The organism is Bordetella parapertussis (assembly GCF_020735925.1).
Lineage (GTDB): Bacteria > Pseudomonadota > Gammaproteobacteria > Burkholderiales > Burkholderiaceae_B > Bordetella > Bordetella pertussis.
This window is the reverse complement of the sequence record NZ_CP085971.1, coordinates 3,903,636-3,921,230: the sequence shown is the minus strand read 5'-3', so window position 1 is coordinate 3,921,230 and position 17,595 is coordinate 3,903,636. Positions and strand designations below refer to the sequence as shown.

General features: G+C 68.6%; 21 protein-coding genes and 1 pseudogene. 5 read left to right on the top strand and 17 right to left on the bottom strand.

All coding sequences use genetic code 11. The features are described 5' to 3' along the window. Nucleotides 1-145: 145 nt before the first annotated feature. From slmA to argB, 3 genes and pseudogenes are all read right to left on the bottom strand, one after another. Nucleotides 146-720 (bottom strand): annotated as a pseudogene (gene slmA / locus LK409_RS18465) (nucleoid occlusion factor SlmA). 49 nt (nucleotides 721-769) lie between these two features. Beyond that, entirely contained in the window at nucleotides 770-1,516 is a 747-nt protein-coding gene (locus LK409_RS18460) for a pyrimidine 5'-nucleotidase (RefSeq protein ID WP_003815194.1), read from the bottom strand. Beyond that, complete coding sequence (gene argB / locus LK409_RS18455; protein ID WP_010929361.1) at nucleotides 1,516-2,418, bottom strand: acetylglutamate kinase; 903 nt, start codon at nucleotides 2,416-2,418, stop codon at nucleotides 1,516-1,518. The genes LK409_RS18460 and argB overlap by 1 nt, the downstream gene beginning before the upstream one ends. 261 nt (nucleotides 2,419-2,679) lie before the next feature. On the opposite strand from argB, the gene LK409_RS18450 reads away from it, so the two are divergent. Continuing rightward, nucleotides 2,680-3,468 carry a MetQ/NlpA family ABC transporter substrate-binding protein gene (locus LK409_RS18450; protein WP_010929360.1) on the top strand — a complete coding sequence of 263 codons (789 nt, stop codon included), beginning with the start codon at nucleotides 2,680-2,682 and terminating at the stop codon, nucleotides 3,466-3,468. Between the two features lie 95 nt (nucleotides 3,469-3,563). Here LK409_RS18450 and LK409_RS18445 read toward each other — a convergent pair whose 3' ends face one another. The 4 genes from LK409_RS18445 to LK409_RS18430 are packed head-to-tail and all read right to left on the bottom strand — an operon-like array spanning nucleotide 3,564 to nucleotide 5,927. Further along, complete coding sequence (locus LK409_RS18445) at nucleotides 3,564-4,055, bottom strand: peroxiredoxin family protein (protein WP_003815191.1); 492 nt, start codon at nucleotides 4,053-4,055, stop codon at nucleotides 3,564-3,566. Then, entirely contained in the window at nucleotides 4,052-4,795 is a 744-nt protein-coding gene (locus tag LK409_RS18440) for a BON domain-containing protein (protein ID WP_010929359.1), read from the bottom strand. The genes LK409_RS18445 and LK409_RS18440 overlap by 4 nt, the downstream gene beginning before the upstream one ends. Further along, nucleotides 4,792-5,385 (bottom strand): phosphoheptose isomerase, encoded by a 594-nt coding sequence (locus LK409_RS18435; protein ID WP_033446211.1) that lies wholly within the window; start codon nucleotides 5,383-5,385, stop codon nucleotides 4,792-4,794. Before LK409_RS18435 ends, LK409_RS18440 begins: the two co-directional genes overlap by 4 nt. Before the next feature lie 8 nt (nucleotides 5,386-5,393). After that, nucleotides 5,394-5,927 carry a YraN family protein gene (locus LK409_RS18430; RefSeq protein WP_010929358.1) on the bottom strand — a complete coding sequence of 178 codons (534 nt, stop codon included), beginning with the start codon at nucleotides 5,925-5,927 and terminating at the stop codon, nucleotides 5,394-5,396. Between the two features lie 66 nt (nucleotides 5,928-5,993). On the opposite strand from LK409_RS18430, the gene rsmI reads away from it, so the two are divergent. Continuing rightward, nucleotides 5,994-6,932 carry a 16S rRNA (cytidine(1402)-2'-O)-methyltransferase gene (rsmI, locus tag LK409_RS18425; RefSeq protein WP_010929357.1) on the top strand — a complete coding sequence of 313 codons (939 nt, stop codon included), beginning with the start codon at nucleotides 5,994-5,996 and terminating at the stop codon, nucleotides 6,930-6,932. Then, the gene (locus LK409_RS18420; protein WP_010929356.1) at nucleotides 6,929-7,501 is read left to right on the top strand and encodes a methylated-DNA--[protein]-cysteine S-methyltransferase; all 573 of its coding nucleotides are present in this window, start codon (nucleotides 6,929-6,931) and stop codon (nucleotides 7,499-7,501) included. The genes rsmI and LK409_RS18420 overlap by 4 nt, the downstream gene beginning before the upstream one ends. On the opposite strand, the gene LK409_RS18415 is transcribed toward LK409_RS18420, so the two are convergent. Beyond that, a complete protein-coding gene (locus LK409_RS18415) occupies nucleotides 7,498-8,448 on the bottom strand; it encodes a septal ring lytic transglycosylase RlpA family protein (RefSeq protein WP_003815184.1) in 951 nt (316 codons plus the stop codon). The two genes, LK409_RS18420 and LK409_RS18415, sit on opposite strands and share 4 nt — an antisense overlap. Further along, nucleotides 8,445-9,317: an RNase adapter RapZ gene (rapZ, locus tag LK409_RS18410; protein ID WP_003815183.1), complete on the bottom strand. Its 873-nt coding sequence runs from the start codon at nucleotides 9,315-9,317 to the stop codon at nucleotides 8,445-8,447. Before rapZ ends, LK409_RS18415 begins: the two co-directional genes overlap by 4 nt. Before the next feature lie 171 nt (nucleotides 9,318-9,488). Between rapZ and LK409_RS18405 the strand changes: the two genes are divergently transcribed. Both LK409_RS18405 and LK409_RS18400 read left to right on the top strand, forming a co-directional pair. Continuing rightward, nucleotides 9,489-10,241 carry a c-type cytochrome gene (locus LK409_RS18405; protein ID WP_010929355.1) on the top strand — a complete coding sequence of 251 codons (753 nt, stop codon included), beginning with the start codon at nucleotides 9,489-9,491 and terminating at the stop codon, nucleotides 10,239-10,241. A gap of 10 nt (nucleotides 10,242-10,251) precedes the next feature. After that, entirely contained in the window at nucleotides 10,252-11,535 is a 1,284-nt protein-coding gene (locus tag LK409_RS18400) for a cytochrome c (protein WP_010929354.1), read from the top strand. A 103-nt stretch (nucleotides 11,536-11,638) separates the two neighbouring features. Here LK409_RS18400 and hprK read toward each other — a convergent pair whose 3' ends face one another. From hprK to LK409_RS18360, 8 genes are all read right to left on the bottom strand, one after another. Beyond that, nucleotides 11,639-12,565, bottom strand: coding sequence for an HPr(Ser) kinase/phosphatase (gene hprK, locus LK409_RS18395; RefSeq protein ID WP_003815180.1), 927 nt, complete (start codon nucleotides 12,563-12,565; stop codon nucleotides 11,639-11,641). Between the two features lie 18 nt (nucleotides 12,566-12,583). Beyond that, nucleotides 12,584-13,039 (bottom strand): PTS sugar transporter subunit IIA, encoded by a 456-nt coding sequence (locus LK409_RS18390; protein ID WP_010929966.1) that lies wholly within the window; start codon nucleotides 13,037-13,039, stop codon nucleotides 12,584-12,586. A 276-nt stretch (nucleotides 13,040-13,315) separates the two neighbouring features. Further along, the gene (gene hpf / locus LK409_RS18385) at nucleotides 13,316-13,654 is read right to left on the bottom strand and encodes a ribosome hibernation-promoting factor, HPF/YfiA family (protein WP_003815178.1); all 339 of its coding nucleotides are present in this window, start codon (nucleotides 13,652-13,654) and stop codon (nucleotides 13,316-13,318) included. A gap of 235 nt (nucleotides 13,655-13,889) precedes the next feature. Next, nucleotides 13,890-14,681 carry an LPS export ABC transporter ATP-binding protein gene (gene lptB / locus LK409_RS18380; RefSeq protein WP_010929353.1) on the bottom strand — a complete coding sequence of 264 codons (792 nt, stop codon included), beginning with the start codon at nucleotides 14,679-14,681 and terminating at the stop codon, nucleotides 13,890-13,892. 31 nt (nucleotides 14,682-14,712) lie between these two features. Continuing rightward, nucleotides 14,713-15,333, bottom strand: coding sequence for a lipopolysaccharide transport periplasmic protein LptA (gene lptA, locus LK409_RS18375; protein ID WP_010929352.1), 621 nt, complete (start codon nucleotides 15,331-15,333; stop codon nucleotides 14,713-14,715). Beyond that, nucleotides 15,330-15,959 carry an LPS export ABC transporter periplasmic protein LptC gene (gene lptC, locus LK409_RS18370; RefSeq protein WP_003815173.1) on the bottom strand — a complete coding sequence of 210 codons (630 nt, stop codon included), beginning with the start codon at nucleotides 15,957-15,959 and terminating at the stop codon, nucleotides 15,330-15,332. The genes lptA and lptC overlap by 4 nt, the downstream gene beginning before the upstream one ends. Nucleotides 15,960-15,971: 12 nt before the next feature. Continuing rightward, nucleotides 15,972-16,580: a KdsC family phosphatase gene (locus LK409_RS18365; RefSeq protein ID WP_003815172.1), complete on the bottom strand. Its 609-nt coding sequence runs from the start codon at nucleotides 16,578-16,580 to the stop codon at nucleotides 15,972-15,974. Continuing rightward, nucleotides 16,577-17,566 carry a KpsF/GutQ family sugar-phosphate isomerase gene (locus tag LK409_RS18360; protein WP_003815171.1) on the bottom strand — a complete coding sequence of 330 codons (990 nt, stop codon included), beginning with the start codon at nucleotides 17,564-17,566 and terminating at the stop codon, nucleotides 16,577-16,579. Before LK409_RS18360 ends, LK409_RS18365 begins: the two co-directional genes overlap by 4 nt. Between the last annotated feature and the right edge of the window lie 29 nt (nucleotides 17,567-17,595).

Sequence of the window (17,595 nt, the reverse complement as noted above, 5' to 3'; positions counted from 1 at the left end):
GTGCATCAAGGCAACGTTTTGTTGCGCTTGTGGCGAAGGGGCGTTGGCATTATGCTGGCCGCCCTCTGCCCGCGGCAAGCCAGTACGCCTCGGGCCATGGCCGGCGTCATCGCGCGATTGCGCCGAACGCCGTGTAAGCCGCGACTCAGCCCAGCGCCAGCCGCAGATGCTCCTCCAGGTGGGTTGTGGGGGCGACGCGCCAGCCGCTTTGCGCATAGCGCAGCCAGCGGCCCAGCACCAGGTGCGTCGCAGGCTGGCATGGGCCGCGATATTGGCGTCGGCCGGCAGTGCGCCGTCGGACACCGCCACCCGCAGGCACTGCTTGAGCGAGGCCTCGATGCGGTCGTTGATGTGGTTGATGCGCTCCTGCAGCCGGTTGTCCTCGGTCACCAGCGCGTCGCCGGTCAGTACGCGGGTGATGCCGCGATTGCGCTCGGCGAACGCCAGCAGCATGGCGACGGTCTTGCGCGCCTGGCCCATGCCATAGGGCTCGGAGACGGCGATCTGGTTGACCACCGTGAAGATGCTGGTTTCGATGAACTCGATCAGCCCTTCGAACATCTGCGCCTTGCTGGCGAAATGGCGGTACAGGGCGGCCTCGGACACCTGCATGCGCGCGGCCAGGGCCGAGGTGGTGATGCGTGCGGCGTGCGGTTGTTCGAGCATCTCCGCAAGCGTATGCAGGATCTGGGTCTTTCTCTCGCCGGGTTTGCTCGCCATGGAAGGGCCTAGGGGCAGGCTGACAGGAGGTGGAGTAGGGAACCCGTCGTCAGCCGCGCAGCGGGCGACGACGCAACAGCAAATCACTGACCGAGTTTACCCGCAAGTCCACATAGCCAGGGCGTTGGCGATGGCCGCGGGCGAACGGGGTGCCCGGATGGAATACGTGCACGGTGCGCAGGCCGACGCGCCGCGCGCTGCGCAGGTTGTCCAGCGTGTCTTCGATCAGCACGGCGCGCGCCGCCGGCACGCCCTCGCGCGCCAGCACGTAGCGCAGCAAGGCATCCGATGGCTTGGGCCGGAACTGGCCATGCATGCGCATCTGTTCGATGGCCCATATGCTGTCGAATTGCCGCAGCAGCCCCAGGTGGCGCAGCACCGCGCGGGCATAGTGCAGCGGCGCGTTGGTCAGCAGCACCTTGCGGCCCGGCAGCCGGCGCAGCTTGTCGGCCAGGGCGGTTTCGGCGCGCACCAGCGGCGCGACCTCGAAGTTGTGGCTGCGATGCAGGAACGCGTCGGCGTCCACGCCATGATGGCGCACCAGGCCGATGACGGTGGCGCCATAGCGCCGCCAGTACTCGGCGCGCAGCCGGTTGGCGGTGGCTTCGTCCACGGCCAGCGTCTCGGCCACCGCCTCGGTCATGCCGCGGTCGATGAGCGGGAAGATGGCGTGCGAGGTGTCGTGCAGCGTGTTGTCGAGGTCGAACAGCCACAGGCGCTCGGGCGCGGCCGTGGCGATGCGGCGCGAGCGGCGCAGGCGCGCCGCCGGCCGCAGCAGATACCGGCGCGCCTGCATCAATGCGAGCTGATCATCGTGCCCACGCCCTGGTCGGTGAGGATTTCCAGCAGCAGGCAGTGCGGCACGCGGCCGTCGACGATGTGCACCGAATTCACGCCATTCTTGGCCGCGTCCAGCGACGACGAGATCTTGGGCAGCATGCCGCCCGAGATCGTGCCGTCGGCGAACAGTTCATCGATGGTCTGGGCCGACAGGCTGCGCAGCAGCTTGCCGCCCTTGTCCAGCACGCCCGGCGTGTTGGTCATCATCAGCAGCTTCTCGGCGCCCAGCACCTCGGCCATCTTGCCGGCGACCACGTCGGCGTTGATGTTGTACGCGGTGCCGTCCTCGCCGTAGCCGATCGGGGAGATCACCGGGATGAACTGGTCATCCTGCAGCGCCTTGACCACCGCCGGCTCGACGCGCGTGATGTCGCCGACGAACCCGATATCCAGCGGCTGGCTGGGGTCGTCCTTGTTGACCATCAGCTTCTTGGTGGCCTGGATGAGCATGCCATCCTTGCCGGTCAGGCCGACGGCCTTGCCGCCGACCTCGTTGATCATCATGACGATGTCCTGCTGGACCTGTCCGCCCAGCACCCATTCGACCACTTCCATGGTTTCGGCGTCGGTCACCCGTATGCCTTGCACGAAGGTGCCCTGCTTGCCGATGCGGCGCAGCGCGTCGTCGATCTGCGGTCCGCCGCCGTGCACCACCACCGGGTTCAGGCCGACCAGCTTGAGCAGCACCACGTCGTGGGCGAAGCTGCGCTGCAACCGTTCTTCCGTCATCGCGTTGCCGCCGTACTTCACCACGATGGTCTTGCCGTGGAATCGTCGGATATACGGCAGGGCTTCGGACAGCACGGCCGCTTTGACAGCGGGAGACAGGACGGCGGCAGGGTCGGGGGTGTCGGTCATGGCAACAAATATACGGACTGAATATAAAAGTAGGATGAAAGGACAGCCAGGCGCCGGGCCACGGAGGGCAGCGCCAAGCCTACGGCCGATTGTAGTATTCGCTGCGGCCTTATGCGGCCAACCCATGTCCATATGCCCGACAAATAGGCTTCATTCAGGTACATTTGGGGGCGTTTTTGCAACGGCGGCGCCATTTTCCGCGCGCCAGGCCGGCATCCGGCCGGGGCCGAGGCCCGCGAACCACCCATCAAGAGGCTACATATGCGTATGAACTTTGTCCGGTCGGCCCTGCTGGCGTCGGCCTTCCTGCTGGCCGGCGGCGCCGCCCAGGCGGAAAAACTGGTCGTTGGCGCCACCCAGGTGCCGCACGCCGAGATCCTCGAGGTCGTCAAGCTGGCCCTGGCCAAGGAAGGCGTGGAGCTGGACATCAAGGTGTTCACCGACTACGTCCAGCCCAACCTGCAGCTGGCCGACAAGCAGCTCGACGCCAATTTCTTCCAGCACCAGCCGTACCTGGACACCTTCAACAAGGACCGCAAGACCAACCTCGTGTCGGTGGGCCTGGTCCATGTCGAGCCCTTTGGCGGTTATTCGAAGAAAATCAAGAGTTTGGCTGAGCTCAAGGACGGCGCCACCATCGCCATCCCGAACGATCCCTCCAACAGCGGGCGCGCCTTGCTGCTGCTGCAGAAGCAGGGGCTGCTCAAGCTGAAGGACCCGTCCAACATCGTCGCCACCCCGATCGACATCGCCGAGAACCCCAAGAAGCTGAAGTTCCGCGAACTGGAAGCCGCCATGCTGCCGCGTTCGCTCGATGACCTGGACCTCGCGCTGATCAACACCAACTACGCGCTGGAAGCGGGCCTGGTGCCCACGCGCGACGCCCTGTTCATCGAAGGCGCCGACTCGCCCTACGCCAACCTGGTGGCCGCCCGTCCCGACAACAAGGACGCCCCGGCGGTGAAGAAGCTGGTCAACGCCCTGCATTCGGAAGCGGTGCGCAAGTTCATCATCGAGAAGTACAAGGGCGCGGTCGTCCCGGCCTTCTGATCCTTTGGGTGCCTGTCCCTGCATGGGGACTGGCACCCGCGGAATTCTGGGTGCCTGTCCCCGCGGGGACAGGCACCAGTACCCGGCCCCGCCGCTTACCCTGCCAGCGCCTTTTGCACCGTGGCCTGGAATTCGGCCTTGTCGTACTCGCCCAGGTAGCGCTTGATGATCTGGCCTTGCTTGTCGATGAGGAAGGCCGTGGGCGTGAGGCGGACGTTGCCGAACGCCTGGGCCAGCTCGCCGCTGGTGTCCAGCGCCACGGGGAACGGCAGCTTGCGCGTTTGCGCGAAGTTCAGCACGTAATTGGGCGGGTCGTAGTTCATCGCGACCGCGATGGTCTCGTAGCCTTGCGGGTGGTACTGGTTGTAGTTGGCGATGTTGTCGGGCATCTGCTTGACGCAGGTGACGCAACTGGTGGCCCAGAACTTCACCAGCACGACCTTGCCGCGCAGGTCCTGCATGGTGATTTTCTGGCCCTCGAGCGTGGTGAAGGCGACATCCGGCGCGGTCTGGGCCGGACGCCACATGAACCAGCCGCCAATGCCGGCGGCCACCGCAATGATCAGGACAAGCGCGATTTTCTTCATTTGATGGGTATGGCTTCGACGCCGTTGCTACCGCTGCCCGCCGGTGTGGCGCCGGATTCGATCGGCGCCTTCTGCGCGGCCGTACCATCAGACGAGCCCTCGCCGGATTTGGTTCCCGAACCCGACAGGCGGATGGCCTCTTCGCGGCTGATGGTCTCGAACAGCTTGACGACCCGGGCCACGCCGCCCACGCCCGCGGCCGCGTTGGCGGCGTAGTCGCCCTCGGCCTGGGTGACCTTGCCCATCAGGTAGACCACGCCGCGCGAGGTCGTCACCGAAATGGTGCCGGAAGGTACGTACTTGGTGTTGATCAGGGCCGTCTTGACCTTCGAGGTCAGCCAGGTGTCGTTGGAGCGGGTGCTGAAATCGGCCGCCGGGCCGACCGTCAGCTGGTTGGTGACCGCCTTGACGTTCTCGATCGACTGGGCGATGGCGGTGGCCTGCGCCTTGGCCTCTTCGGTCGGGGCGTCGCCCGTCAGCAGCACGTGGCCGCCGTACACCATGGCATTGACGCGGGCGGTGTTGCCCAGCTTCTGCGCGATCTGGCTTTCGGCCTTGAAGGCGATGTTCTGGTCTTCGAGCTGGACGCCGGAGGTGCGCCGGTCGGTGACGACGACCGCGGTGGTGGCTGCCGCGCCGCCGATGACCAGCGGGGCGCAGGCCGACAGCGTGAGCGCCGCGGCCGAGAGGGCGGCGGCCAGCAGCAGGGGACGGGCGGCGGTTTTGGCGTCGGGCATCATTCGGTGTCTCCTAGTAGAAGGGCGTCTATGCCGTCGCACAGGGCGTGCAGCAAGATGATATGGACTTCCTGGATACGCATGGTGCGATCGTGCGGCACACAGAGATGGACGTCGTGCGGGGTGATGAGTTCCCCCATGACCCCGCCGCCCTTGCCGGTCAGCGCGATGACATGCATTTCGCGTTCGCGCGCGGTTTCCATGGCGCGCACCACATTGGGCGAATTGCCGCTGGTCGAGATCGCCACCAGCACGTCGCCGGGCTGGCCCAGCGCATGGACCTGCCGCTCGAAGATCTCGTCGAATCCGTAGTCGTTGCCCACCGCCGTCATGATGGAGGTGTCGGTATTGAGGGCGATGCCGGCCAGGGGCAGGCGTTCGCGCTCGAAGCGGCCCACCAGTTCGGCGATGAAATGCTGGGCATCGGCGGCCGAGCCGCCGTTGCCGCATGCCAGAATCCTGCCGTTGTTGGCCAGGGCTGCGAAAAGCAGGTCTACCGCGGCTGCCAGGGGGGCGGCCAGCGCGTCCGCGCTTTGTTCGCAGAGCGCCATCGCATCGCGAAAGTGCGACGTCATGCGAGAGGTCATATCCATGGCGCGCATTATCTCACGCGCCAGCCCTGCGCATCCTGTCCGCGGCGCCCCTGCGCGGGGGCATGCTCGGCCAGCCAGAAGGCGCCGCGCAGCCAGTGCGGCCGGCCGGCCTCGAAGGCCACGACGTCGAAGCGCACCGGCGGCGGCGCGCCGGGCCAGTGGCGGCGCAGCAGCACGGGCAGCAGCAAGGCCGCCGCGCGCGCCAGGCGGCCCTGCTTGGACGCGCCGATGCTGGCCGCCGCGCCGCCGTAGCCGGCGTGGGCGCGCGCCCGCACTTCGACCAGTACCAGTACTTCGCCGTCGCGCATGGCGAGGTCGATTTCGCCGGCGCGGCAGCGCAGGTTGCGCGCCAGCGGCCGCAGGCCCTGCCTTGCCAGCCAGCGCAGGGCGGCACTTTCGTAAGCCTGTCCGCAGCGCTGCGTGGGCGAGCCGCCGTCGCGGGCGCCGGGGCTTGCGCGCGGCGAGGCCGGCGGGCGGCGATGCAGGCGGCGCTGGGCCTGGGCGGCGCGGGCGAAGGCCAGGCGGGTGGCGGTGTCGGTCATGGCGGTCGTCGCGAGGGGCGGTGCAGGGCTACACTGGCACAGTTTTCACCGTCGCAGCACCATGCAATGAATCAAGATGTCCTATCGCCGGCCCCGGGCGACGCCTGGAGCCGGGTGGCCGACCGGGTGGCCGCGCAGCACTGGCCGGCGGCCACCTTGTACGTGATCGCCACGCCCATCGGCAACCTCGGCGACCTGGGCCTGCGCGCGTGGCAGGCGCTGGTGCGCGCCGACGTGATCGCAGCCGAAGATACGCGCGCCAGCCGCACGCTGCTGGACGCCTGGGGCGTGAGCACGCCGCTGATGGCGGCGCACCGCCACAACGAGGCCAGCGCTGCCCAGGCGATCTGCGAACGGTTGGCCCAGGGCCAGCGCGTGGCGCTGGTGTCCGACGCCGGCGCGCCGGCGGTCAGCGATCCGGGCGCGCGCATCGTGCGCGTGGTGCGCGAGGCGGGCTACGCCGTGGTGCCGGTGCCCGGCCCCAGCGCCGTGATTGCGGCGCTGATGGGCAGCGGAGCGACCTCGGACGAGAATCCGGCGTTCGCGTTCGCCGGCTTCCCGCCCGCCAAGGCGGTGGCGCGCCAGCGCTGGCTGCGCCAGTGGTGCGCGCTGCCGGCGCCGGTGGTGATGTTCGAGTCGCCGCATCGGCTGGCCGCCACGCTGGCCGACCTGCGCGAGGCCGGCGGCCCGGCCCGGCTGTTGACCGTGGCCCGCGAGCTGACCAAGCGCTTCGAGGAAATCGCCACGATGCCGCTGGGCGAGGCGGCGGACTGGCTGGCCGCCGACGCGCACCGCGGCCAGGGCGAATTCGTGCTGATCGTGCACCAGGCGCCGGGCGCCCAGGACGACGAGGCCGATCCGGCCGACCCGCGTACCGATGCGCTGCTCGACGCGCTGCTGGAGTCGCTGTCGGTGCGCGATGCCGCGCGGGTGGCCGCCAAGGTGACCGGCCTGGCGCGCGATGTGCTGTATGCACGGGCGCTGGCGCGCAAGGAGCAGCCATGAATCCGCCCAGCGCCCAGGCCACGGATATCCTCTATTGCGACACCGATACGCCGCTGGGGCCGATGCGGCTGGCCGCGCGCGGGCAGGCGCTGTGCGGCGCCTGGTTCGTCGACCAGCGCGATTGCCCTGCCGCCGCGGGCTGGACGCCGGACGCCGCGCACCCGGCGTTGCGGCAGGCGGCCGCCGAGCTGGAGCAATGGTTCGCGGGCCGGCGGCGCGCTTTCGAGGTGGACATGCAGCCCGAGGGCACGCCATTCCAGCGCCAGGTCTGGCAGGCGCTGCTGGAACTGCCTTTCGGCGCGACCATCAGCTATGGCGAGCTGGCGCGGCGCGTCGGCCGGCCCAAGGCGGCCCGCGCCGTGGCCGGCGCGGTGGGCAGGAATCCGATTTCCATCCTGATCCCCTGCCACCGCATCATCGGCCATGACACATCGCTGACGGGGTTTGGCGGCGGGCTGCCGCGCAAGCAGGCGCTGCTGGCCCACGAGGGACACCGCTACCTGAGCCGCGCCGCCCGTGCGCGCCGGGTTTCCACCACGCAGATGGAACTGCCTTTCGGCGCGGCCTAGGGCGTGGCGCTGAGGCTGGGCAGGATGCCGGTGCGGTCGGCCACCGGCTGCACCGCGCCCAGCGCCGCTTCGCGCGTGGCGTAGGGGCCGATGCGTACGCGATACAGGTTGTTGGCCTGCTCGACCACCGCCGGCGGAATGCCGCTGGCCGGATCCAGTTGCCCGTTGATGCGGCTGACCAGCGATTCGGCGTTGGCCGGCTGGCTGAAGGCGCCCAGTTGCAGGTAGATGCCGCTGCCCGCGCCCGTGGCCGGGCGCGGCGGCGTCGGCGCGTTCGAGGCGAGCTGGGTCGCGGGGTGCAGCTCGACGGCGGCGGCCGCGCTGGGCGCGGCAACGGGCAGCGGTCCGGTGGCCGAGGCGGGCCCGGGCCGTGGCGCTGCCGCGCCGCCATTCATGGCGAGGATCTCGGCAGGCAGGATGCGCTCGACCGTGACGGGCCCGCTGCCCGGGCCGATGATGCCCAGCTTGTGGGCCGCCACATAGGACAGGTCCATGATGCGGTCGCTGTGGAACGGTCCGCGGTCATTGACCCGCACGATGACCGTGCGCCCGTTGATCTTGCTGGTGACGCGCGCGTAGCTGGGAATCGGCATCGTCGGATGCGCCGCCGTCATGGCGTACATGTCGTACGACTCGCCGTTGGAGGTCGAGTTGCCATGGAACTTCTTGCCGTACCAGGAGGCCAGGCCCTGCTGGCGGAACGGGCGTTCGCTGGTGTCGGGCACATAGCGCTTGCCGAACACCACATAGGGCCGGTTCGGGCCGCTGGCCAGCGGTTCGAGGCGCGGCGTCGCGTCGGGCACGTTGTCGAGGTTGGACGGCGGGTTGGCGTCGGGGCCGTCGTCCTTGTAGTAGCCGCCGCGTTTCTTGCCTGGCGTGGAGCAGCCTGCGATGGCCAGCGCCAGCAGCAGTGTCGACAGGAGGGCAAGCGGACGCGAACGGATCATGCGGGGTCGTCGGGCAGTTGGGTGCGGTGGCGCACCAGTAGCGGGTCGTGGTCGGAGAAGCGCCGCGCCAGTTGCTCGACCACGTATACCGAGCGGTGCTGCCCGCCCGTGCAGCCGATGGCGACGGTGAGGTAGTTGCGCGTGTCCTGCGTGTACTGGGGCAGCCAGCGGCGGATGAACGCGGCGATATCGTCGATCATCTGGGTCACGATATCGAAGCCGCCCAGCCAGGTGGCCACCGGTTCGTCGCGGCCGGTCAGGGGGCGCAGGGTGCGGTCGTAGTAGGGGTTGGGCAGGCAGCGCACGTCGAACATCAGGTCCGCGTCGCTGGGCACGCCGCGCTTGTAGGCGAACGATTCGAAAGTCAGCACCAGCGGCGGCCGGTCGGCCTGGATCAGGTCGCGGATCCAGGCGCGCAACTGGCCCGGCGTGAGATCCGAGGTGTCGATGACGTGTTCCTGGTCGCGCAGCGGCGCCATCAGCTCGCGTTCCAGCGCGATGCACTCGGCCAGCGACGGGGTCTTGCCGCCGCGCGCCAGGCGGTCGGTCAGCGGGTGGCGGCGCCGCGACTCGGAATAGCGCTGCACCAGCGTGTCGGTGTTGGCGTCGAGGAAGATCACGCTCAGGCTGGTGCCCATGGCGCGCGAGGCGGTGATGACATCGGGCAGTTCGGCCAGCTCGCCGGGTGAGCGCACGTCGATGGCGACGGCGACCCGTTCCATGGCGTCATCGCGGGCATTGGCGATGAATTCGGCCAGAAAGCGCACCGGCAGGTTGTCGATGCAGGTGAACCCCGCATCTTCGAGCAGGCGCAGGGCGACCGACTTGCCGGAGCCGGAAATGCCGGTAATAAGGACGACTCTCAACATGGCTGTGATTGTGGCATGGAATTCGATCGCCCGTGCGCGCCGGCCGGCATCTGCTATGGTCTCGGCTGCCGGATCTGCGCCTGTCCCGATGGCGGGCAGGCGGGTATCCTGGCAGTCGGCCAAGCGGCCGACGTTCCGGCGGGCCGGGCCCGCGTCAACTTCGACAGTCCGATGTTAGCCTTCAAATCCGATTTGCGTATTGCAATGCGAGCCTGGCGCGCCGCGTGTGGCGTGCTGGCCGCAGCCGCGGGCATGCTGGCGATGTCCCAGGCCGTGGCCCAGGGCGAGGCCGCGCTGCGGCCCGACACCATGGCCGCCCGGGTCGCCGCCTGTACGGCCTGCCATGGCGAACAGGGCCGCGCCGGCCCCGACGGCTACTATCCGCGCCTGGCGGGCAAGCCGCAGGATTATCTGTACCACCAGTTGCTGAATTTTCGCGATGCCCGGCGCCAGTATCCGCCCATGGCGCATCTGCTCAACGGCCTGCCCGATGCGTATCTGCGCGAGATGGCGGCATACTTCGCCGGCCAGGACGTGCCCTATCCGCCGCCGGCGCGCGTCGAAGCCTCGGCCGCCCTGGTCGAGCGCGGCCGCTTGCTGGTGCGCGAGGGCGACCCGGCCCGCGCTATCCCTTCCTGTGCGTCCTGCCATGGCGCATCGCTGGCCGGCGTCGCGCCGGCCATCCCGGGCCTGCGCGGCCTGCCGCGCGATTACCTCGTGGCGCAGATCGGCAGCTGGCAGAACGGCCTGCGGCGCGCCGCCGAGCCCGACTGCATGGCGCAGGTCTCGCTCAAGCTGACGCCCGAGGATATCGGCGCGGTGTCGGCCTGGCTGGCTGGCCAGCCGGTGGGACATCCGTACACGCCGCAACCGGCCGGCTCGCTGACGCTGCCGCTGGAGTGCGGCAGCCAGGCGGGGCATTGAGGAGGCGGCCATGAAGATCATCAAGCGCGTCCTCGTCGTCGCCATCCTGGCCCTGCTGGCCGCCGTCGCCACCCTGTATTGGCTGGGCACCCGCGACCACGTGCCCGCCGGCCCGCAAGCCGCGCCGGCCACCGGATCGGCCGACGAGCTGGTCGAGCAAGGGCGCTACCTGGCGCGGGCCGGCAATTGCATGGCCTGCCACACTGCGCGCGGCGGACAGGCCTACGCGGGCGGCACGCCCATTCCCACGCCGTTCGGCACCCTGTATGGACCGAACATCACGCCCGACGCCGAAACCGGCATCGGCGGCTGGAGCGCCGACGACTTTTGGCAGGCATTGCACAACGGCAAAGGCCCCGGCGGACGGCTGCTGTACCCGGCCTTTCCGTACACCGAATACACCCGCATGACGCGCGCCGACGCCGATGCGCTGTACGCCTTCCTGCGCACGGTCGAGCCGGTGCGCCAGGCCAGTCGCCCGCACGAGCTGGCGTCGCCGTACGACCAGCGCCTGCTGCTGGCGGCGTGGCGGGCGCTGTATTTCGAGCCGGGCGGGCCGCAGGCCGATCCCGGACAGTCGTTGCAGTGGAATCGCGGGCGCTACCTGACCGAAGGGCTGGGCCACTGCGCGGCCTGCCATACGCCGCGCAACAGCCTGGGGGCCACCCGCGCCGCCGAGGCGCTGGGCGGAGGCATGATCGACGGGCTGGGCTGGTACGCGCCGTCGCTGACCGGCCAGCCGGGCACCGGCCTGGGCGACTGGAGCGCGCAGGACATCGCCGCGCTGCTGACGACCGGCATCGCGCCGCACTCGACCGTGGCCGGCCCCATGGCCGAAGTGGTGCTGGGCAGCACGCAGTATCTCAGCGGCGACGACGCGCTGGCCATCGGCACCTACCTCAAGTCCTTGCCGGCGGCGCCGCCGCCCGCCAGGCGCGGCGCCCCGTCCGCGACGGTGATGGAGCTGGGCGGCAAGCTGTACGGCCAGCATTGTGCGCAGTGCCACCAGGCCGACGGCAAGGGCAGCTTCCCCGCCTGGCCCGCGCTGGCCGGCAACCCGAGCGTCATCGCGGCCGAACCGGCCAACGTGATACGCATGGTGCTCGATGGCGGCTTCGCGCCAGCGACCGCGGCCAACCCGCGCCCGCATGGCATGCCGCCGTTCGCGCAGGCGCTGCCGGACAACGACATCGCCATGCTGGTTTCGTACGTGCGCAACAGCTGGGGCAACCAGGCCGGCGCGGTCACGCCGCTGGACGTGAAACGCACGCGGGAGAGCGGAGCGGGGCGGTAGGGCGGGGCTCGATGCCCTGGGTTGGGTGCCATGCCCCGCAAGGGGGACAGGCACATGGAGATTTGCGGTGCCTGTCCCCCTTGCGGGGACTGGCACCGTGGTGTTACTTGCTGCTTTGCAGGATCGCCATGGCCTGGCGTTCCATGAATTCGCCCAGCGTGTCGATGCCGCGCAGCTTGAGGATGGTATTGCGTACGGCGGCTTCGACCAGTACGGCGAGATTGCGGCCGGCGGCCACTTGCAGCATGACTTTGCGGATCGGCAGGCCGAGCATGTCCTGGGTGATGTCCTGCAGCGGCAGGCGCTCGAACTTGTCCTGCGCGGTCGCCCGCACCAGGTGCACGATCAGTTTCAGGCGCATCTTGCGGCGCACCGAGGTCTCGCCGAAGATGGTGCGGATATCGAGCAGGCCCAGGCCGCGCACTTCCAGCAGGTTCTGCAGCAGTTGCGGGCAATGGCCCTCGATCACGCCGGGGGCGGTGCGCGAGAGTTCGACCGCGTCGTCGGCCACCAGGCCGTGGCCGCGCGAGATCAGTTCCAGCGCCAGTTCGCTCTTGCCCAGGCCCGATTCGCCGGTGATCAGCACGCCCAGGCCCAGCACGTCGAGGAAGACGCCGTGCACGGTCGTGGTGGGCGCCAGTTTCTTGCCCAGGTAGATGCGCAGCAGGTCGATCAGCTGGGCGGCCGCCACGGGCGTGGACAGCAGCGGTACCTGGTGCTGCGCGCATTGGTCGATCAGGTCTTGCGGCGGCGTCAGGCCGTCTGCCAGCAGGATGGCCGGCACGCCGCCGATCAGCAGCTCGTCCATGTGGTGCATGCGGCGGCGCAGGTCGAAGCGCGTGTAGTACGCCAGTTCTTCCTGGCCGAACACCTGGATGCGGGACGGGTGGATCAGGTTCAGGTGGCCTACCAGGTCGGCGGCGGCCATGCCGTCGTCGGGGATGGCCCGGTCGGCGGCGTCATGGCCGGCGATCCAGCTGAAGGGGATTTTGTCGGCGTTGTCGTCGACCAGTTCCTGGACCGTAAGCATGGCAAGTTTCGCGTGGCGTCAGAGTTGGCCGGTGGTCAGCATGCGGTGCACCGCGGCCGGGTCGGTTTCGCTGGCCAGCGCTTCGCGCAGCGGCTTGTTGGACATGAGCTGGGCCAGTTCGGCCAGGATGTCCAGGTGCTGTTGCGTGGCGGCTTCGGGAACGAGCAGACAGAGCAGCATGGAGACCGGCTGGCCGTCGGGCGCGTCGAAGGGGATGGGCTGGGCCAGGCGGATGAACGCGGCCAGCGCCTGGTCCAGGCCCTTGACCCGGCCATGCGGCACGGCGACGCCCTGGCCCAGCGCTGTCGAGCCCAGCCGCTCACGCGAGAACAGGCTATCGAACACGACCGAGCGGGCCAATCCGTGATGGTTTTCAAAAAGTAGGCCGGCCTGTTCGAACGCCCGTTTCTTGCTCGTGGCGAGCATGTCGAGCACGACATTGCCGGCGGGTAGGATGCGCGACAAGTGATTCATGCGGGTCATTATATGGTTATATGTCGCAGTGCAAAAAATCGTTGCCTTTCCTGCCCTGCCGGGACTGCGCAAGCATAGTCCGAACCGGGCAATTATGGGAGGGCGGACGCATGCATGCAACGCGGCATGACGAAGGCCAATTGAGGGACAGGTGGGGGAGTTTGCTTGCCGATGTCCCGCGGAGTACTTCCTGGGACATCGGTCGCGATAACGGATCCGGTGGTCCGGATCACGATGGGGGCAGGCTCACGCTACGAGCGTTCGCAAGGCGCGGGACTACGGTTGCTGCGCGGCCAGCGCAGCGGCTTGTCGCTTTGCGGACTCGGCGGAGTGGCTCTGAACCTTGTCTTTGTGCTTGATGACCTGACGGTCTATTTTGTCGACCAGTAGATCGATGGCTGCATAGAGGTTCTCGTCGACGGCTTCGCAATGGATATCCTTGCCGCGCAGACGCATGGTGATTTCGGCCTTGTGCCGCAGGGGCTCTACCGAAAGCATGACCTGGGTATCGATAACATGATCGAAATGCCGCAGCACTCGCGCCAGCTTGTTCATGACATATTCCCGGATTGCCGGGGTGACGTCGAGGTGACGACCGCAGATGCTCAGGTTCATAGTCTGCTCTCCTTCCGAAAAGAGAAAAAAGGGTGCGCATGAGCGCGGGTAAATGGGGGGGCGTCCTCCTGTAGGGCAGGTGGATCCGCGTGCGGGATCCTTGAGTACTAGTGTATAGACTCTATTGGCCAATACAAGCTGCGCTAGCGCAAGATTGTGTACGTTTGATGGCGGCCCCAGAGGGGCGCGCGCAGGGCTTAGGGCTTTCCCCGAGAGGACGCGGCGCAGCCCCCGCTTACATGCGGAAATGCTCGCCCAGATAGACGCGGCGCACGGCCGGGTCGCCGACGATCTCGTCGGGGTGCCCATCGGTGAGGACCTTGCCTTCGCTGATGATGTAGGCGCGGTCGCAGATGCCCAGGGTTTCGCGCACGTTGTGGTCGGTGATCAGCACGCCGATGCCGCGGCCCTTCAGGAAGCGCACGATGCGCTGGATCTCGATCACGGCGATCGGGTCGACCCCGGCGAAGGGTTCGTCAAGCAGGATGAAGCGCGGGCTGGTGGCCAGGGCGCGCGCGATCTCGACCCGGCGACGTTCGCCGCCGGACAGCGAAATGGCGGTGTTGGCGCGGATATGGCCGATCTGCAGTTCTTCCAGCAGGGCTTCGAGGTTGTCGCGGATCCTGGCCTCGGGCAGCGGCTTGCCGTTGGGGCCGAGCTGCAGCTCCAGCACGGCGCGGATGTTCTGCTCCACCGTCAGACGGCGGAACACCGAGGCGTCCTGGGGCAGGTACGACAGGCCCATGCGCGCCCGCTTGTGGATGGGCATGGACGTGATGTTCGAGCCGTCGATCTCGATGCGCCCGGAGTCGGCCGGAACCAGGCCGACGATCATGTAGAAGCTGGTGGTCTTGCCCGCGCCGTTGGGCCCGAGCAGGCCCACCACCTCGCCGCTGACCACCGACAGCGAGACATCCTGCACCACGGTGCGGCCGTTGTAGGTCTTGCGCAGCCCGGTGGCGCGCAGGCTGCTGGCGGCGGCGCCGGCAGCGGTGGCGGTGGACAGAGTGGCGTGGGAGTCGGTCATCGTGCAACGTGATAGGAGAGGGAGGCGCGGTTCACTGCGGCTTCTTGGGCGCTTGCTTCTTGGCGCGGCATTCCGCGATCGCGGCGTCGGCCTTGGCGCGCGGCTCGGCCAGCGAGCGTACGCGCCCGCCTGCGGCCGATGAGTTCGGGCCGCCCTGCGCCTGGTAGATGCCGGTCTTCTCGTTGTAGCGCACCCGGTCGCCGCGAATCGTGTCGAACGGTTTGCCGCAGATGTAGCGGGTGACGATGGCCTGGCCGATCAGGTCGAACTGGCTCTTGCTGCTTTCGTATTCGGCGCGCAGGCCCTTGCCCTCGATCAGCTCGAAGGTCTCGGGACGGCCCTGGCGGATGGTGACGATCTTGCCCTTGTCGGCCGTGGCGACCCCGAACTGGTTGCCCGCCGCGTCCTCGTTGACTTCCAGCTTGTCCGAGGTCAGCGTCATCAGCCCGCGCGTGAGGATGACGTTGCCCGTGAAGATGCTCTGGCGCTTGATGTCGTCGTAGTGCAGCGTGTCCGAGAGGATCAGCGTGCTCGGCTCTTCGGCCGGCGCGGCCTGGCCGGATTGCGCCTGCGCCTGCGCAGCGCCGGCAGCGGCTAGCAGCAGGATGCTGCACAACCGCAGCGGGGCAAGGGAAAGCCTCAGGTGGGTCATGGTTTGTTCTGGTTGGAGTTGGCGGGCGTCTCGGTGGATTGCCGCTTGCGCCCCTCGGTTCCTGCAATTTCGACGTCGGCAGCCGCCGACACGCGCAATTGCCGGGTCTTGTTGTTGTAATGCATGCCGGTGCCGTTCATGCGGGAGTTGCCCTTGTTGACCTGGGCGGGCAAGTCGGTGAACACCACGTCGTCGTCGGGCAGCAGGATCAGCTGCTGGCTGCGTACGTCCAGCGTCTCGTTGCGGGCGTCGGGCTGCCGGTGCACGTGCGCGTCGCCGTTCATGACGATGCGCTGGCCGCCCTGTTCCATGATGGCGGTTTTCGATACCCCGATGGTGATCGGGTTGCCGGCCTGTTGGCCGATGGCGCGCGGCGTGGTCACGTGGTAGGAGTCGTCGTCGGGGAAGTGCTCGACATAGACGCCTTCCAGGCGGTTGATCGGGCGGCCCTGGACGTCGGTGCGCAGCATCACGAAATTGCGCGCCCACGAGTCCATCTCGTGCGTCAGCCGGCGCGGCGGATCGACCTGGACGGCGCGTTGCGCATAGTCGGCCGCCCACCACGTGCCGACGACCAGCGCCAGCAGCAGGAACAAGGCGATCAGCGAGGGAAAGCGTTCTTTCATGCCTGATAACGGTTACTGGATGGCGCCAGGCCCGAGCAGGGCCGGCGTGCCCAGGAAGGTGCCCAGGCGGCCCTGGGCGGCAAGCAGCAGGTCGCAGCATTCGCGCACCGCGCCCTGGCCGCCCGGCTGGCTGGATACCCAGTGGGCGGCTTGCGCCACGTAGCCCGGCGCATTGGCGACGCTGGCGGCGAAGCCGGCGCGCTGCATGGCAGGCAGGTCGATGATGTCGTCGCCCATATAGCCGGTCTGGTTGAGTTGGACGCCCACGCGCTGGGCAAGTTCACTCAGGGCGCCGCCCTTGTCGCGCACGCCTTGCAGGACTTCGGCGATGCCCAGCTCGGCGGCGCGCCGGTCGGCGATGGGACCGGAGCGGCCGGTGATCAGGGCGACTTTCAGGCCGCCTTCCATCAGCAGCCGCAGGCCATGGCCGTCCAGCGCATGGAAACGCTTGAACATTTCGCCGTGCTCGCCATAGTACAGGCCGCCATCGGTCAGCACGCCGTCGACGTCGAAAACCATCAGGCGCACCGCGGCGGCGCGTTCGCGCACCGAGGCGGGGATGCGGGCGAGCACCAGGGCTTCGGCGGGGTGCGGCACGGAAACAGGAGAGTTCTTGGTCATACTACTTTGGCTGCCATCAAGTCGTGAGTATGCAGGGCGCCGATCAGCACGCCGGCGGTGTCCACCACCAGCATCTGGTTGAGGCGGCGGTCGTCCATTTGCTGGGCGGCCTCGGCGGCCAGCGCGTCGGGCCCGATGGTACGCGGAGCCCGGGTCATGCCGTCGGCTACCGTCAGGCTGCGGATATCGCCGACGCGCTCGATCAGGCGGCGCAGGTCGCCGTCGGTGAAGATGCCCACGGGCTTGCGCTGTGCGTCGACGACCGCCGTCATGCCCATGCCCTTGGCCGAGATTTCCTCGAGCGCGCGGGGCAGGGGGGCGTCTTCGGCGACGATGGGCAGCGCGGGTCCGTGCCGCATCACGTCGCGCACATGGGTGAGCAGGCGGCGGCCCAGGGCGCCGCCGGGGTGGGAACGCGCGAAATCCTCGCGGCCGAAGCCGCGCGCCTCCAGGCAGGCGACCGCCAGGGCGTCGCCCAGGGCCAGCGCCGCCGTGGTGCTGGCGGTGGGCGCCAGATTCAGCGGGCAGGCCTCCTGGGACACGCTGGCGTCCAGGTGCACGTCGGCCAGGCGGGCCAGCTCGGATTCGGCGTTGCCGGTAATGGCGATCAGTCCCGCGCCCATGCGGCGCACCACCGGCAGAATGGTCAGCAGCTCCTGTCCGGTGCCGGAATAGGAAATCGCGATCAGGACATCGTCGCGGGTGACCATCCCCAGGTCGCCGTGGATGGCTTCGGCGGCGTGCACGAAAAAGGCCGGCGTGCCGGTGGAGGCCAGGGTGGCGGCCAGCTTGCGGGCAATGTGCCCGGTCTTGCCTATGCCGCTGACCACGACGCGGCCGCGGCAGGCCAGCAGCATGCCGACGACCTGCACGAAGCTGTCGTCGAGCCGGGCGGCGAGGTCGGCAATGGCTTGCGCCTCGGTCTGCAGCGTGCGGCGTGCCGAGGCGAGAATGGCCTCGGGCGTGGGGTCGGGATGAGCGCTCATGGAGCGGATTTTAATCGCAGTGCGCCAAG

Bases quoted from the DNA above. Each gene is read 5' to 3' on its own strand.
- LK409_RS18460 (WP_003815194.1), bottom strand. From the start codon at position 1,516: ATGCAGGCGCGCCGGTATCTGCTGCGGCCGGCGGCGCGCCTGCGCCGC.
- argB (WP_010929361.1), bottom strand. From the start codon at position 2,418: ATGACCGACACCCCCGACCCTGCCGCCGTCCTGTCTCCCGCTGTCAAA.
- LK409_RS18450 (WP_010929360.1), top strand. From the start codon at position 2,680: ATGCGTATGAACTTTGTCCGGTCGGCCCTGCTGGCGTCGGCCTTCCTG.
- LK409_RS18445 (WP_003815191.1), bottom strand. From the start codon at position 4,055: ATGAAGAAAATCGCGCTTGTCCTGATCATTGCGGTGGCCGCCGGCATT.
- LK409_RS18440 (WP_010929359.1), bottom strand. From the start codon at position 4,795: ATGATGCCCGACGCCAAAACCGCCGCCCGTCCCCTGCTGCTGGCCGCC.
- LK409_RS18435 (WP_033446211.1), bottom strand. From the start codon at position 5,385: ATGGATATGACCTCTCGCATGACGTCGCACTTTCGCGATGCGATGGCG.
- LK409_RS18430 (WP_010929358.1), bottom strand. From the start codon at position 5,927: ATGACCGACACCGCCACCCGCCTGGCCTTCGCCCGCGCCGCCCAGGCC.
- rsmI (WP_010929357.1), top strand. From the start codon at position 5,994: ATGAATCAAGATGTCCTATCGCCGGCCCCGGGCGACGCCTGGAGCCGG.
- LK409_RS18420 (WP_010929356.1), top strand. From the start codon at position 6,929: ATGAATCCGCCCAGCGCCCAGGCCACGGATATCCTCTATTGCGACACC.
- LK409_RS18415 (WP_003815184.1), bottom strand. From the start codon at position 8,448: ATGATCCGTTCGCGTCCGCTTGCCCTCCTGTCGACACTGCTGCTGGCG.
- rapZ (WP_003815183.1), bottom strand. From the start codon at position 9,317: ATGTTGAGAGTCGTCCTTATTACCGGCATTTCCGGCTCCGGCAAGTCG.
- LK409_RS18405 (WP_010929355.1), top strand. From the start codon at position 9,489: ATGTTAGCCTTCAAATCCGATTTGCGTATTGCAATGCGAGCCTGGCGC.
- LK409_RS18400 (WP_010929354.1), top strand. From the start codon at position 10,252: ATGAAGATCATCAAGCGCGTCCTCGTCGTCGCCATCCTGGCCCTGCTG.
- hprK (WP_003815180.1), bottom strand. From the start codon at position 12,565: ATGCTTACGGTCCAGGAACTGGTCGACGACAACGCCGACAAAATCCCC.
- LK409_RS18390 (WP_010929966.1), bottom strand. From the start codon at position 13,039: ATGAATCACTTGTCGCGCATCCTACCCGCCGGCAATGTCGTGCTCGAC.
- hpf (WP_003815178.1), bottom strand. From the start codon at position 13,654: ATGAACCTGAGCATCTGCGGTCGTCACCTCGACGTCACCCCGGCAATC.
- lptB (WP_010929353.1), bottom strand. From the start codon at position 14,681: ATGACCGACTCCCACGCCACTCTGTCCACCGCCACCGCTGCCGGCGCC.
- lptA (WP_010929352.1), bottom strand. From the start codon at position 15,333: ATGACCCACCTGAGGCTTTCCCTTGCCCCGCTGCGGTTGTGCAGCATC.
- lptC (WP_003815173.1), bottom strand. From the start codon at position 15,959: ATGAAAGAACGCTTTCCCTCGCTGATCGCCTTGTTCCTGCTGCTGGCG.
- LK409_RS18365 (WP_003815172.1), bottom strand. From the start codon at position 16,580: ATGACCAAGAACTCTCCTGTTTCCGTGCCGCACCCCGCCGAAGCCCTG.
- LK409_RS18360 (WP_003815171.1), bottom strand. From the start codon at position 17,566: ATGAGCGCTCATCCCGACCCCACGCCCGAGGCCATTCTCGCCTCGGCA.